We start from the raw sequence: 14,852 nt of genomic DNA on the forward strand, positions 1-14,852 counted from the left end.
TGTTTGCTGCTTCACTGCCTTCACCACACCATCTCCACTTCGTCTTCACTTTGTTGCTGTAGGTCGTCGAGATAGCGACAAAATTCACTGAGAACTGGGCGGTCAAACACGTCTGATACCTTGATACTGACACCAAACTCGGCGCCTAGGCGGTTAACTATTTGAATGGTCTGTAGCGACTGTCCACCTAACTCGAAAAAGTTATCCTGCGACTCAATCAGGCCAACCCCTAAGATCTGCTGCCAAATCGCCCCAACTCGGCTTTCGGTCTCACTCGCTAACACGGTTTCTGCACGGTCTCCCTCATAACTGGTCAGTAACAGGTTGCGATCAATTTTGTTGTTGAGTGTTTTCGGCAAGCTGGGAAAGAAACGAAAATCCGTTGGGATCATTGCCGGCGGAAGGTTTGCCTGCAGCGCGGTTTTGATAGTCAGCGCACTTTCATTCTCACCCCCCTTCCCAGCGACAAATGCCACCAAACGACGGAGACCATTATCAAATACCATGCCCTGTACACAGGCTTCTTCCACACCATCAAGCGCAAGGAGGTGGGATTCAACTTCGCCCGGCTGTATACGGTAGCCACTGATTTTGAACTCATTATCAATACGGCCTAGGTAAATCAGCTGGCCATCGATGAGTGTCACTCGATCACCGGTACGGTATGCACGGCGCTCTACCTCGCCCACGAGTAAGCGAATAAAAGCAGGGTGCGCCTGGCCGAGGTAGCCATCAGCGAGTGTATCGCCTAGGATCACCAGCTCGCCTGTGGTTGTCGGGCGCAACTGATCATCAAGCACCAATACGTCGATGCCGGACAAAGGCAGACCGATAGGTAATTGACCATGACGACCATCAACGTCTTGCAACTCGCTGCACGTTGCAACCACGGTCGTTTCTGTCGGACCGTAGGTATTAAACAAACGAATGCAGTTAGTCAGCCCAGCCTCTTCAACGGCTGTCTTCCACTGGATTAACGGCTCGGGATAAACCGCTTCACCACCGATGATCACGCCTTTCAACGTACTCGGTAATGTCGCAGTACCTGCGCGTAGACTCACCACCCACTCATTCCAGAACGCTGTTGGCAAATCCAGCACAGTGATCTGCGCGGCGGTTAGCGCATCAGAAAAGCTTGCCATTGACTCAAGCATGGCATCGGTTCGAAGCACAAGTGTGGCGCCTTGTCCCAATGTCACGAAGATTTCTTCGATACTGGCATCAAAGTGGAAAGGCGCAAACTGCAGCACGCGATCGGTCCCGTTGATGTCATAGCGCTTGGCTGCCGCCGCGACGAAATGGTTCATCGCCGAATGGCTAATCGTCACCCCTTTCGGCTGCCCCGTCGAACCAGACGTGAACATGATATAAGCCAGATCTGAGGCAGAGGTGTCCGGCAACGTGACAGGTTCGCGATGCAGACGCCCCGCCAGTTGGACAGTAACAGGCAAGGCCGAGAGGGTGTGTTGATACTGCGCTTCGGTAATCAGCGTATCTATCGCCGCTTGATTGACAATCAAATGCTGACGTTCGATCGGCTGCTCCGGATCGAGCGGCACGTATACAGCACCACTGAACATCACCCCTAACACCGTGGTGATGCACGGTAGAGAGCGGCTTAGTGCCACTCCAACTCGCTCTCCGGACTGCACACCTTGTGCCCGTAAAGCGCTGGCGATCGTGTCTGCCTTGTTGACCAGGTTCTCATAGGTCAACGCTACCCCATCCTGCTCCACGGCGATGGCATCTGGCCGCTGCGCTGCATGACGACGAATCTGACTCAGTACAGACTCCACGGGCGTGTCAGTTAGCGCGTCGCTTTCTCCTGAGATAAGAGCATCGTGCCGCGCCTGCGCATGTAAGCTTGCCAGTACACGGCTCGTACTTTGTGTCGGCGATGCAAGCCAGTGTGTCAGTAAGCTCATCAACTCTTGTTGCAACTCGACGAGCTCATCTTGGTCATACACTGCAGGGTTGGCATCGATATCTACCTCTGGCAAGCCTTCTGACTTACTGTGCAATTCAATCGTCAGATCTTCTACTGGCCCAGCACTTAGATTCAGCGTGCTAGCCGCTACGTTGCCATAATGCAAAGGATGATCGAACGGCATGATATTCACTAAGGCACCAAACAACCGCTGACCGCCACCGACCCGATTCAAGTCGCGACGAAGGTCTTCGTAGCGATAGTGCTGAAAGCGACGCATCTTCTTTTTGTGCGCCGCAACCTTTCTGGCAACGTCTAGCAAATCATCGTCAGCAACGACATCGACCACCAGCGGTACGATGTTCATTTGCATACAAGGAACCGTCAACGATTTGGAGCCGAGACGGTTCATGACCATCATGCCCAATACAACCTGTTCGTTGTCGCTGTAGTGACGCAGGTGCGTACAAAGGGCGGCGAGGAACAGATCCACCCAAGTTAATTGATGATGTTCCGCAAGACGCTGGCATTGCTGCCATAACGTGTCATTGAACGTACAACTCTCTCGATGAAACTGAGCAGAGATCGGCGCGACATCGGTGCGGTAAGAAGACGGCGCCACATTTCCAGCAAGGGTGTCGAGCCAAAACTGACGGGCTTTGTCATACGCGCCCGACTCTCGGCGTTGCTGGTCTTCCTCCAACACAGCCTGAAACGCACCGAAAGGCGATGGCGTGGGTGCTTTCCCCTCCATCAACTGTGAATAAATCTCAGCGATACGTTGGAATACCAGTGTCGTCCCAAAGCCATCGAGCGCAATATGGTGAACACAATGATAAAGATAGTCTTGATGTTTCCCATGCAGCAGCGCAAACCGACACGCCAGTTGACAGTCAAGGTCAAACGCTTCCGTCATATCTTCGGCGGCCCAGCGACGTACTGTTGCCAGCTCAGTTTCATCCTCGGTAGAGGGGGCAAGATAAACGCGTTCAAACCTCACAGGTTCAGACGTAGCAACCCGATAAGGTTGTTCATTTTCACTGCGATAGTAACAAGACAAGCATTCACTCTCTGCCACGGCTTGCCGTGCAGCGCGCGCCAATAGATCGGCATCGACTTTTCCGTCAAAGACGATGCACTCAGCCGTGTTGAACAGCGCCTTATCTTCATTAAGAGTGTGCCCTAGCCACAACCCGTGTTGAGCCGTATTTAGCGGTGTCATACTTGTCCCTCCATCTTCACTTGGTTTTGCGTTTGCTCCAGTAACGCCCACCAGTGATTGAAGGTTGGCGCCTCCGCCAATTGGACAAAGTTGACCTCAACGCCATGCTTGCGCCATTCGGTGATCAACGCCATGATCTGCACAGAGTCTAAACCGTAATCGATCAGGTTCTCATCCGGGTCAAACGCATCCTCCTCCTCGTCGACGAGTTTCGCGATGCGGGCAAGCAAACCACCGTGAGTCAGCACATCAGGCAACGCGTGCGGCTCGGCTTTCGGCACCTGACCTATTACCGAAGCCGTTGACATCACCAACCCTGCTCGTCCAGCCACATACTTGAGTGTCATTTGATGCTCTTCGAGTGAAAAGTCAGCAATGGCATCACCGATCATGAAGGGTTTAATGTCGCGCATAAAAGCGTCCACCGCGGTCATCAGGCAACCTATATGGCCATAGATCCCCCCAATCAATAACTGGTCACGTCCTAGCTCGTTGAGCGTATGCTCCAAAGGTGAACGCTGAAACGCCGAGTAACGCCATTTGTCGAGAACAATATCTCCCGCTTCTGGTGCTAACGCCGCAACGACTTGTTGCAACTCTGGCGATTGGTTCAGGCCTGGCCCCCACATATCATTGAGTAGCGCTCTGTCCGCCATATTCTGCTCTTTAGGTTGAGCCGTGTAGATCACCGGAATACCATGAGATTTACAGAACTGCTTCAAGGCCACCAAATTATCGAGCAGCGTTTTCATCAGCGCGCTATCGCGCTCGTAAAAGCTCACAAAATAAGCTTGCATATCGTGGATTAAAAACGCCGCTTTCGCGGGCTCAAACGTCCAGGACACCTTGTTAGTTGGAAAGTCCTCGATCGAAGGCATGGTATACGTCGGTAGTGCTGGAATAGTCATGATAAAACGTCCTTTTCAGGCTGAAACGGTGGTTGGGCGGTGAGTTGATTGGCAATCCGCTGGCGCAACGCTTTTTTGTTAATTTTGCCGACAGGCGTCATGGGCAAGGCATCGACTTTTTCTATCCGATCGGGAAGTTTATAGTCAGCGATGCCACGCGCACGCAGGTGTTTTCGGATTGTGAGAGGTTTTAGCGTTGGATTGGTCGTCACGATAAATGCGCAACTTTTCTCCCCCATGACGCTATCGGGCATAGCAACTAACGCGGCCTGTGTGATTTCCGGCACCGCCAGCAGCTGGTTTTCGACCTCTTCGGCCGCCACCTTTTCGCCACCACGATTAATCTGGTCTTTATCGCGGCCCACCACCATCAAGTAACCGTCTTCGGTCATCACCACCACGTCGCCGGAGCGGTAAAACCCGTCCTTATCAAATGCGGCGCGATTATGTTCTGGGCTGTTGTAATAACCCCGGAAGGTATATGGCCCGCGCGTGAGCAAGGCGCCGGGGGTTCCTCTCGGCACGTCGTCGCCGTTTTCATCAACGATCCGTATTTCATCATCGTCGCTGATGGGACGCCCTTGGGTGTGTAGAATGTGCCACTCGCTGTCATCAAAGCGTGTGTAGTTCACCAAGCCTTCGGCCATACCGAATACCTGCTGCAGCTGACAGCCCAACTCAGGGTAAATACGACGGGCAAGGCTTTCACCAAGATGTGCACCACCAACCTGTAACCATTTCAAGCTGCTAAGCGCCGAGCGATCATCTGCCGCGGCTTGCAACCACAAGGTAACAGCAGAGGGCACCAACGCAGCCATGGTTATCTGATGAGATTGAATCAATGGAAAACAGGTCATGGGGCTGGGCTCTGCCGCCAAAACCACGGTCCCCCCAGCGTAAAACACCCCCAGCGCACCAGGTGAGCTTAAGGTGTAATTGTGGGGGGCAGGCAATGCACACAAATAAACCGTATCGCTGTTTAAGTGACAAATCTCTGCGCTGGCACGGACACTGTAGTAGTAGTCATTGTGTGTTCGGGGGATCAGTTTTGGGGTGCCCGTACTGCCGCCTGAAAGCTGAAAAAAGGCGACGTCAGAAGCATTCAGTTCTGGCCAAGAGACGGCTTTTTGCGCTTGATTACTGGACGCATGACACGGCGTCAAGGTGCCCGCAATGGCGGCGGCGAGCGAATAGCCAAACTCCGCATCACCATCAACCAAGCAGAACTTGAGTGAAGTCACCTGCTCACTCAAGGTTTGCGCAAACGCACTTTGGGTGAATAAGTGGTGGCGTGAGGAAACGATCGCCAACGTCGGCCTAATTTGCTCCGCATAAGCAGTCATTTCATACTGGTTGTGACTGAACAATGCATTCACCGGCACCACGCCCAGCTTCATTAGCGCAAAAAAGGTAATATAGAACTCGGCGACATTAGGTAAATGCACTAACGCTGTATCACCCGGCTTCACACCAAGTTGTAACAACGAGGCAGCTAATCGCTCCGCGTCCTGCTCAAGTTGACGGTACGTCCAGCTTCTTTCACCGCATATCAGCGCTCTATGGTTGGCATGGCATTGCTGTTGACGTGTCAAAATGTCTGTCATCGGCACATCTGTCCAATAGCCTTTCTGGCGGTAACGCTCAGCAAGCGTTGGCGGCCATGAGGTATAGCCGATACTCATGCAGCCCCCTTTTCGCCTAATCCAAACGCATTGAGCATCGTACCGAGCTTGGCTTCGGTTTCCGCCCATTCCGCCTGCGGACAAGAAGCATCGACAATCCCTGCCCCTGCAAATAAACGAACAGAGTTCTCACGTACCTTTCCACAACGGATCGTGACCGCCCACTCGCCATTCCCATGAGAATCACACCAACCCACCATGCCGGTGAACATGCCACGTTCGTAGACTTCCAGCTCGTTGATCGCATCACGAGATAACGTGAAGGGAAAACCACAGACAGCCGGAGTTGGGTGTAGTAAGCACGCTAACTGCAGGACGTTGTAGTTCAACGGCTTACCGTTTTCATCGACCAAACTATTGAGCTGCCCTTCAATGCGTGTCGAGAGGTGCCACATAGTCGGAGTAGAAATCAGTGATGGGCCATCAGGAACGTCTAGATCGCGACAATAAGGGGTGAGTTGTTGAGCGATTTCTTCAATGACCAGACGGTGTTCATATCTGTCTTTCACCGATTTAAGCAGTGCATCACTCACCTGTCGATCGGCCTCCGTATTGCCTTGACGCTTTGCTGAGCCAGCGAGTGGATTCGACAAAATAGACGTCCCTTGCTGGCGGATCAGAAGCTCAGGGCTCGCGCCAAGTAAAACGGATTGGTCAGATTGTGGAATAGCAAAATGAAACCCTGTGGGGTTTTGTTTGATCAAACGGGCAAGTACATCGTCAGCGGAGATGGCGTCACTTAACTCCAGGTTCAGTACCCGAGATAACACAGCTTTTTCTAATTCAGTGCACTGAAACTTTTTTACTGCCTGAGTCACCGCATGCTTGAATACCGACTCGTCCGGTTCGCTGCGCTTAGCCAATATCTGCAAAGGCTCACGTGCGAGTAAGCCATTGGATTCGCGCATGGTCACATTGTGCTCCGTGACCTCGACAGATTCAGGCATATAGAGGCAAGACGGTTCGGATACATCAAACGGAATCGACCCCATTAAAATCGGGTTTTCAACACCTTTGGCTTTTTCGTCTGCAAATGCTTGTTGTATTTTTTGCTGGAACGCGCTCTGGCGTTGGTCACCATTGATAGCGGGTGTAGTAATTGTTTGGCTAATTCCCTTTCCACTGACCGTTTTATATTCCGATGAGAAAAATAGATCGCTGTTGGGTGAGAACACAGGCGTCAATCCTAGCCTCTCACGTTGGGTATGTTGCATGTCACAACTCCATTTACATAACAGCCTGTTTTTATTACATTTACTTGCAAAAACTGACAGGGCTATTATTAACTCGGTAGGTTTAGTTGTTATAAAGTGACATCACATTGCTTTTGTGTACGAAAAGGAGCCAACCCGCGTTGGCTCCTTCGGCATCAGGTGGTCCTGATGAATCGTTATTATTAGAAGTCGTATGAAACGCCAGCATAGACGCTGCGGGCTTTCATGATGTAATCCAAGTCTATCGCGGTCTCACCTCGCTCTTCGTTCGTGAGGTTGGTAACTCCCAGCTTCAGGTTAAGATTGTTTACCGGTTGATAGCGCGCCCCTAGATCCACGGTGCCGTATGCATCTAGCTTCACCAAATCCGACCCTTGTTTTGCGTATTGCGAGCCTGTGTATTGATAAGATGTGTAAGCGTAAAGGTTGTCTTGTGCCTGCCAGTCGAGTTGGACGTTAGCCACATGGGCGGGCGTATTGAGAAGGTCAGTCTGCGTGCTTTTGTCTTCTGCATCGCTGTAGGTATAATTCACCGAGACACTGACCGTGTCAGTAACGTCTGCCCATAACGACGTTTCCACCCCTTTGATTTCGGCTTCGTCGACGTTGAAGTAGCTCAACTCAGTTTTGACGCGATCCCACGTTTCCGACGCAATCATGTCGTCAATGTCGTTTTCGAACACAGTTAACCCAGCACCCCAGTGATCGGTTTCATAGCTGGTTCCCAGCTCATAGCTCCGTGAGGTCTCTGCCTTAAGATCCGGGTTGCCAACCACATGACATTTGCCCCGACACGCTAGCACCGCGTAAGAATCACTGTACTGATTAAGCCCTGGCGCTTTAAAGGCTTCGCCGACCCCGCCTTTAATCACCCAGTTGTCAGTGATCGTATAAACGGCATAAGCACGCGGGCTGAACTCACCCCCGTATACCTCGTGATCGTCATAACGTGCACTCAGAGTCAGTGCCAAATCGCCTAACGAGATTTCATCTTGCAGGTAAACCGCCGCCTGACTGTAGTTCACAGAATCGGTCGTCAGCGTCAGATTATTCTCCAGTTTGGTATCACGAAATTCGCCGCCGCCCGTCAGCAGGTGATCCCCCAAATAACCAGACAGCTGGGCATCAATAGTGTTATTGGTTTGCTCGATATCACCGACTGCACTATTTAGCTCTGAATCATCTCGCAATTCAGAATGGTCAAGGTTATAACGCACTCGCGAGTTCACCGCCTCCCAGTACCCGTAGTGAGTCAGTGCCAGGTTGTAACGCTCCATTTCCTGAACATTGTTCACCGCGTTACCCCAGTTGTTCCAATCCGCATCACGGTCATCTGTGCTGTAATTAAGATCAAGCTCGACATCTTGCTGATCATTTACTAGCCATGTCAGGTTGGAGTACAGGTTCAACTCCTCGCGCTCCTCCAGAACATCTGTGTCTGGATTAACGGATTGATTTGAGCGCCACGCATCACGATCACTTTTTTCAATGATCAGGTTCCCCAATAGGGTGTCAGGAACTAGAGCGCCACTGACGTAGCCATTCATTTTGTGGGTATTACCACCAGAGCCCTCCGTAATGCCATCAAACTGGTAACCCAAAGAGCCCTGCGTTTCTTCTGTGGGCTTGCGAAGAATCACATTCACCACGCCCCCTAACGCATCGGCACCATACAAAGATGACATAGGGCCACGGGTTACCTCGATACGTTCGACCGCTGACATCGGAATACTGGACAGATCAAAATCGTTACCGTAAGAGCTAAGGAGTCCATCTCGAGAGTTAATCCGGCGACCGTTGATTAGCAGCAGGGTATAATCTGAATCCAATCCACGGATTTTGATCTCATTGCGCCCGTATGTTGTGCCCGCGTTGATGTGAATACCCGGAAGTTTTTCAATCGCTTCAGCAACATCATTGACCACAAGGTTATCCAAGTCTTCGTGGGTAATATACGAGACAGAAGCCGGCGCTGTGAGCTCCGGATGCTCTGTCTGACTCGCCGTCACCACCATCACTTCATTAACGTCGTTATTGGCCATGTCTGCCATTACCGTAAATGAAGAAACCATACCTACTACACATAAAGCCTGATTCAGGCGAGTCAACTTAAACACGCTATCTCCTTGTCCATCAAAATTTAACCATCCCATATACATGGTGGCGCAAATGATAATGATTTCCATTCTATACTCAATGCCACTCCATCATAATTGATAATCTTTTTCATTGTTATTTGCGTTTGATCATAAAAATCTGAGCGAGTGTCACAGTGCAAAACCGCCAAGCGAGTTAAATTGAGCGCAAAATGAACAGATAGAGGATAAAACGGCGTGGAGGCGGTCCGGGCTTAACCCGGAACCTGCGTAGAGCGTTGCGACTGTTTGAGTGATGGGACAAACCAGCAAACAAGTAAGGGAACAACAAGCGCGCTAACGATAGTCATTGTGGCGAGTGTATCGAGCCCCACTAGCTGATTTGCGGGCCCTGATACGAGATAGATGGAGCTGACAATCCCCGCACTACCAGCGGCCAAATTAGACACTGTTGATTGATACGTCATGAAGGCAGCACGGTATTGTGGGGGTGGCACCCTTGACGTAAATGCAGCCAGAATTGCACTGCGCGCCGAGCTAGATGCCATCAAAATCATAAAAATCAGATAGACCCACTTATCTGTACTGTCGCTGACAAAACCGTAGTAGACCACTATTGCGACAATCGCACTTAAAGCAAATAACACCCGCTGGCCTGAACCTTTGTCCATCATTTTGCCGCTGTATCGCATCGCCAAAATGCTCATCACCCCACCGAACAGATAAAGGTAACTGATCTCGTTCCGCGGGAAATCCAAGTTAAACTGGAAATACGCTGAAAGATTTGGCACCAATAGGAAATGTCCAAACAGGGTCAACCCCATCATCGTCATCGCGAGTACAAATGGCGTGGATCCTGTCATTTGAGCCAACCCAGCCGCACGCACCGTCGTCGGTGTGGTCTCACTTTTTTGAGGGAGCAACGATGGCATATACATCCTGACTGCAATGGCCAATACCACCCCCATGCCCCCAAAGAAAAAGAACGTCATCTGCCAACTCATCCACTGCGCCAACATCAATGACGCTGGAACAATGATGATCGCTGCCAGTGAAAATCCACTGGCAACAAAGGCCATCGCCTTGCCCCGCTCCGCCACGTGGGTCACATCTAGGACAGAAGCCATGATCAAGCCGCTAAGAGGGCCAGAGAAACAGCCTGCTGCAATAAAAATGAGTAGTAATTGTTCTGGCGCGGTGGCCAAGCCACACAAGGCTATCAGGAGCGAACGAAGAAGAAGAAAGAATGTTAAAGCTGCTCGTCTATCATAGCGATCTAATACAGGAGCGAGAAAAAAACCAATAATAGCGGAGCCAAACGTCGCGCCGCCACTGATGTAACCAATGTGCTCACCTTTTAAACCAATATCCCGCACTAAGTCCGGTCCCAGCGGCATAACCATCATCAAGGTTCCAACAGAGAGCATATTAATAAGCAGCGCCAGCCTTAAAACTGGCTTCGCATTCAGCGCATTACGATCCATGGACACAACCCATCTAAAAAAATCGATTGTAACTGCCTGATAACACAAACTCAATAAATGATAATTATTATCATATGAAATATTCAGAACGCGTGAACGTCAGTACCTTTTCACCCACTTTAGCGTAATACACCTTTCCTTGAATGCCCGGTACTAAGGCGTCTGCCAACCTTGTATTGAGCTCAAAGTACAACCATTGGGCGTCCATCCGCAAAAAGGTGACATCCAAAAAATCGAAATAACACTGAACTTGCGGGTATAAAGCTTTAAAAATGCTCTCTTTGGCGGAAAACAGCAGCGTCATCAACCAGCTTATGTCTCGCGCGTCGCTTGGAAGCCTACCTCGCTCCTTTTCAGTGAATACGACCCCTTCCATCTCTGTCGCCTTCTCCACATCAATCACTGACTCGATATCGATACCGACGCCCCCATGCTTACTGTACTGCGGGCTAATCGCACAAGCGGCTAAGTTATCCGTGTGACTAATGCTCCCAGTCACGGTCTGTGGCCAAATAGGCGCACGATCGTTACCGACCGCTATATCAGTCGACATAAAGCCCAAGCTCATCAGGATTTTTTTTGCCAGATTACGACCTGCTAAAAACTCCGCTTGTCGCTTATGTACTGCCCCACGTATTGCTTCAGGCATCTCGATACCACAATGTGCAAACAGCACTGGAGAATAATGCTGTGTGTCGAACTGCATCATCATTACTGAGGTGTCAGAGTCAGGCAAAGCCACGGAACACGGGGGCTGGAAGAAAGCGGATTGGCGCATAATTCCTAAAACATTAAAGATGAGAATAGCTATCATTGTTATTGATGCGCTATCGTCATGCAAGCATTTACGCTCAAACACTTAATCTTCGCTGAAGGGTAATCCACGCATTGTAAATCAAACACTTAAGCACGACATCACAGGTAATCTCTAGGCTAAAATTCGCTAAAGAAACGTGCTTTCGCACCGACATTGAGGAGCTAAACAAAGCTCAATATTAAGCTGGCCAAGATCGGTAAAAGCATAGAAAGCTGAGCCCATACAGTGTTTGTCACTTTTCTGATAGTTAAAACAATCACTGTAACAAGCCAAGCCCCTGCGGCAAGATAACCGAGGGCCTCCTCTAAGCCGCTGTAGTGTTGAACACGATAGAGTACCGTATGCAACTGAGCGTCAGCTGCGGTTGGTATGTTTTGTATTTCACTGCTTGCGACACCACCGTAATAGTGTGAAAAACCAATCAACACCAGTTGTACGGTCAGCAGGATTATCGACAATGCTTTCATATTCTGGGTCAAAATTTTATAACCATTTGTACATAACGTAACTATCAACAAACCCCAGCCGTGAATGCTTATACGCCTTAGGAATGGTGCCAACAATCGAAAAGCCGAGAGCTTGCCAAAGCTTAATCGCCACGTCGTTGGTCGAGACTACGCTATTAAACTGCATCGCCTTAAACCCTAGTTCGAGCGCCATATCCTGCGAATGCTGGCAGAGTAGACGGGCTATTCCCTTCCCTCTTGCCTCACTCGCCACCATATATCCACAGTTACAGATGTGCCGGCTTGGCCCCATTCCATTAGGCTTGATGTAATAAATACCCAAAACGGCATCATTTTCCACGTACGCGTACGCATTTAAGGTTGAGCCACACCAAAGTGAAAAAGCGTCTTGCTGCGTCATATCAGGATCCAAGGCATAGGTTTCTTGCGCTTGAATAATCGCCGAAAACGTCGGCCAGAATGACGCAAAGTCAGGTCGGGTCATTTCCCTGATCATGGCTCCCCCTTAGAGGCCTCTTCCGTTGGCTCAGCCGATAGCATCGACTCATGATGGTGCATTTAAGGCACCCTTTCCAAAGCTCTAATAAAAAAGGTTTTTTATTAAACGAGGGAAGTGTAAAGATAAAATTCATGCTTGTCGCCTCCAAGTCAGAACATTGCAGGTGTGATCTAAATACACTTTTGCTTCCCCCTATTCACTCCCTCTTGTAGACTACGCGCGCGTTGACTATCTACTGATAAGAAAATTGATATATGCCTGCAATTACACCGGCCTTTAAAGTGATAGACGGTTTCTCACTCTGTGCCAACGACACAGAGCGCCTTGATATATTTTTTACCTATCTTCGTGAAGGTGAACCCGAGCTGGCAGAGCTGCGTCTTGAACAACTTGTCTTAGCCTTAGCCAACTCCCCTTCTCAAGCCGCACTCTTTGCCAATAGCGTGTGCAATGAGGCGAAGAAAATAAAACTGTCACCCGCATTTGTACAGTTGGGGATCTTCTCTAAAAACGGGCTGGTTACCGAAATTTTTCGCCGCCTTTACAATAAAGTCAATCCGCCGCCAAAACGCTGCAACGATATCAATGACTTGCTCAGTTATTTTGTTGGTGGTGAAGACAAAGCGTGGGTCAAAACCATTTCCCATAAATGTTGGTTTAAGCTTTATTGTCTGTTGGTGAAAAATGCCTCTCCCGAAGCTATCCGCACAACAGGCTCTTATATCAAAAGCGAGCTTTGTTATTCGCTAGAAATGCTATCTATCTGGATTGCGGCAGAAGAGCTAGACCCTGAACTGCTTCGCATAGACCGCCGTTTGAGTGAAGTCGACTCACCGTTTATTGCACTTCAACGTGAAACCAGCCACTTGGTGGCAGCGATCAAAGCCGACAACATGTCTGGCCAAGATACGGCCCATTTTTGGGTGATGATTGAGCAGTGCCAACAGCAGGTAAAACGGATCCGCGCTCGCGGCATCAGTCAAATGGGCTTCTCCGCACACGCTTCACATATGCTCGAGCGTCTTGATCAAACGTTGAACCGCATGGTGCTCCTGATTCAAATTTTGGATTTTCGCCACCCTCACCAAAAAGCGCGTTGCGTGCTTAACCTTTGGCGTCAATTGCTCACCTCGGTGACCGAGCGCAATAGCGTGCGTGCCATTTACCGCAAAAGCACACGTACCTTTGCGCAAAGTGTTACTCAAAACAAAAGTAACCACGGCGAGCACTACATCGCCAAAACGAAAAAGGATTATTTTAAAATTCTACGTGGTGCCTGCGGTGCTGGGGTGATTATCTCGCTATTGGCGTGGGTAAAGATGTATATCGAGAGCCTGCAGCTTACACCGCTTAATAATGCGCTACTGGTCAGTCTCAATTACGGTGTCGGCTTTATGCTGGTGCACATTTTGCACTTTACTATTGCCACCAAACAGCCGGCGATGACAGCAGCAAACTTTGCCGCGCACGTTGAAAAAAACAAGCAGGGGCGTACAAGAAGTAAAAAGCTCGCTCGCCTGCTAATTAATGTAAACCGCTCTCAATGGTTTGCGGTGTGGGGCAACATTACCGCCGCAATTACCGTGAGTGTGCTAGTGAGCCTGCTTTTTAGCCACTTTTATCACAGCCCATTGCTTACCAGTGAGCAGGCAGCATATCAAAAAGCAGCCATTCACCCACTGAGCGGCCTAGCTTGGCTGTATGCGGGCATCGCCGGTGTGTGGCTGTTCTTGTCAGGCATTATTACCGGCATATTAGATAACCGAGCGGATTACATTGAGCTAAAAGATCGATTGGTCGCCCATCGATTGTTTCGGGTTATCCCTGTTAAACATCGTGAGAAAGCCGCTTATTATATTCATGAGAATTACGGCGCCTTGGGTGGGAATTTTATTTTTGGGGTGTTGCTGGGTATGACTAGCTATGTTGGTTATCTCATCGAGGTCCCATTAGACATCCGCCATGTGGCGTTTTCGTCGGCGCACGCTGCATATGCGCACATTAGCGATTTTCAGTCTTGGGTGTCAGCCTTATCCAGCCTGTTCTTGGTGTTGATGATAGGCTTTATCAATCTCTGGGTCAGTTTTGGTTTAGCGTTATTCGTCGCGCTACGATCTCGTAACTGTGAATTAGACATTAAGTCGGTAAGAACCGCGGTACTGACACAAATCAAACAGCACCCCTCTAGCCTATTTTGGCCCAAAGATCCGGTGCCTGCGGGGAAATCGCAAGGTGCAAATCAACGCCGTACGCCATAACACCTAACGCGTTTGTCACTGGCCAACGGACGGCCGGTGAGCATCAATAGCCAAAGTGTTTCTCTTGACGTGTGGGCCTGGCATTATTTCGGCTCATTGCTCGATCCACCTCAGCCCAGTATCAGTCACAATGTGAGCACGGTTCATGTTTTCATAGACATGGATATTCATTAATACTGCGGTCAGTCTCTCATAAATAAATAGTCATTTATTCTGTAAAGAATAATGGTCATTTATTAGTAATTAGCCAACACACCTGTAAGCAAAACTAGTCAACC

The 14,852-nt window shown here is 49.8% G+C and carries 10 protein-coding genes; 1 reads left to right on the top strand and 9 read right to left on the bottom strand.

What is annotated here, in order from left to right; all coding sequences use genetic code 11:
* Nucleotides 1–20: 20 nt before the first annotated feature.
* The 9 genes from N8M53_RS13060 to N8M53_RS13100 all read right to left on the bottom strand — a co-directional run bounded on the left by N8M53_RS13060 (nt 21) and on the right by N8M53_RS13100 (nt 12,313).
* Entirely contained in the window at nt 21–3,149 is a 3,129-nt protein-coding gene (locus N8M53_RS13060; RefSeq protein WP_269580306.1) for an amino acid adenylation domain-containing protein, read from the bottom strand.
* Nucleotides 3,146–4,057: an isochorismatase family protein gene (locus N8M53_RS13065; RefSeq protein WP_269580307.1), complete on the bottom strand. Its 912-nt coding sequence runs from the start codon at nt 4,055–4,057 to the stop codon at nt 3,146–3,148. Before N8M53_RS13065 ends, N8M53_RS13060 begins: the two co-directional genes overlap by 4 nt.
* Nucleotides 4,054–5,739 (bottom strand): (2,3-dihydroxybenzoyl)adenylate synthase, encoded by a 1,686-nt coding sequence (locus N8M53_RS13070; protein WP_269580308.1) that lies wholly within the window; start codon nt 5,737–5,739, stop codon nt 4,054–4,056. Before N8M53_RS13070 ends, N8M53_RS13065 begins: the two co-directional genes overlap by 4 nt.
* A complete protein-coding gene (locus N8M53_RS13075; protein WP_269580309.1) occupies nt 5,736–6,953 on the bottom strand; it encodes an isochorismate synthase in 1,218 nt (405 codons plus the stop codon). The genes N8M53_RS13070 and N8M53_RS13075 overlap by 4 nt, the downstream gene beginning before the upstream one ends.
* A 182-nt stretch (nt 6,954–7,135) precedes the next feature.
* Nucleotides 7,136–9,106 carry a TonB-dependent receptor domain-containing protein gene (locus N8M53_RS13080; RefSeq protein WP_269580548.1) on the bottom strand — a complete coding sequence of 657 codons (1,971 nt, stop codon included), beginning with the start codon at nt 9,104–9,106 and terminating at the stop codon, nt 7,136–7,138.
* A gap of 197 nt (nt 9,107–9,303) precedes the next feature.
* Nucleotides 9,304–10,533 carry an MFS transporter gene (locus N8M53_RS13085; RefSeq protein ID WP_158075205.1) on the bottom strand — a complete coding sequence of 410 codons (1,230 nt, stop codon included), beginning with the start codon at nt 10,531–10,533 and terminating at the stop codon, nt 9,304–9,306.
* Nucleotides 10,534–10,603: 70 nt separating this feature from the next.
* Nucleotides 10,604–11,311: a 4'-phosphopantetheinyl transferase family protein gene (locus N8M53_RS13090; protein ID WP_269580310.1), complete on the bottom strand. Its 708-nt coding sequence runs from the start codon at nt 11,309–11,311 to the stop codon at nt 10,604–10,606.
* A gap of 200 nt (nt 11,312–11,511) precedes the next feature.
* Complete coding sequence (locus N8M53_RS13095; RefSeq protein ID WP_269580311.1) at nt 11,512–11,817, bottom strand: hypothetical protein; 306 nt, start codon at nt 11,815–11,817, stop codon at nt 11,512–11,514.
* A gap of 16 nt (nt 11,818–11,833) precedes the next feature.
* On the bottom strand, nt 11,834–12,313 hold the full coding sequence (locus N8M53_RS13100; RefSeq protein ID WP_269580312.1) for a GNAT family N-acetyltransferase: 480 nt from the start codon (nt 12,311–12,313) through the stop codon (nt 11,834–11,836).
* A gap of 257 nt (nt 12,314–12,570) precedes the next feature.
* On the opposite strand from N8M53_RS13100, the gene N8M53_RS13105 reads away from it, so the two are divergent.
* Nucleotides 12,571–14,574, top strand: a complete 2,004-nt coding sequence (locus tag N8M53_RS13105) for a hypothetical protein (protein ID WP_269580313.1) — start codon at nt 12,571–12,573, stop codon at nt 14,572–14,574.
* Nucleotides 14,575–14,852: the final 278 nt, after the last annotated feature.

Source organism: Salinivibrio kushneri (genome assembly GCF_027286325.1).
Classification (GTDB): Bacteria; Pseudomonadota; Gammaproteobacteria; order Enterobacterales; family Vibrionaceae; genus Salinivibrio; species Salinivibrio kushneri_A.